This is a genomic window from Pseudomonas sp. SIMBA_067, from assembly GCF_046534675.1.
GTDB lineage: Bacteria > Pseudomonadota > Gammaproteobacteria > Pseudomonadales > Pseudomonadaceae > Aquipseudomonas > Aquipseudomonas putida.
On record NZ_JAWRYH010000339.1, the window covers coordinates 1 to 277 of the forward strand.

1 pseudogene is annotated in these 277 nt (G+C 62.1%); it reads right to left on the reverse strand.

The annotated features are described in order from the left end of the window. Positions 1 to 277: pseudogene (locus SB765_RS29360) on the reverse strand (FAD-linked oxidoreductase); the annotation flags it as partial.

The following is a 277-nucleotide window of genomic DNA, read 5'->3' on the forward strand; positions in this document are numbered from 1 at the left end:
TCAAGGGTATCGGCAGAGACGGCATATTTGTGGCAGGTGAAGATGCTAAACGGCTGGGTACGCAGGGTTACCGCGGTAACAATGCCTAGTGCGCCCAGTGAGACCTGCGCTGCCGGGAAATCAGCGTCGCCACGAACAAATTCGCGCACGCTGCCATCGGCCAGCACCATCCGGATGGCCAGCGCTTCGTCGGCAATCGAACTCTGCTGCAATCCCTGGCCGTGCGTTCCGGTCGCCATCGCGCCCGCCAGCGTCTGAATCGCAATCACGCCTGGCG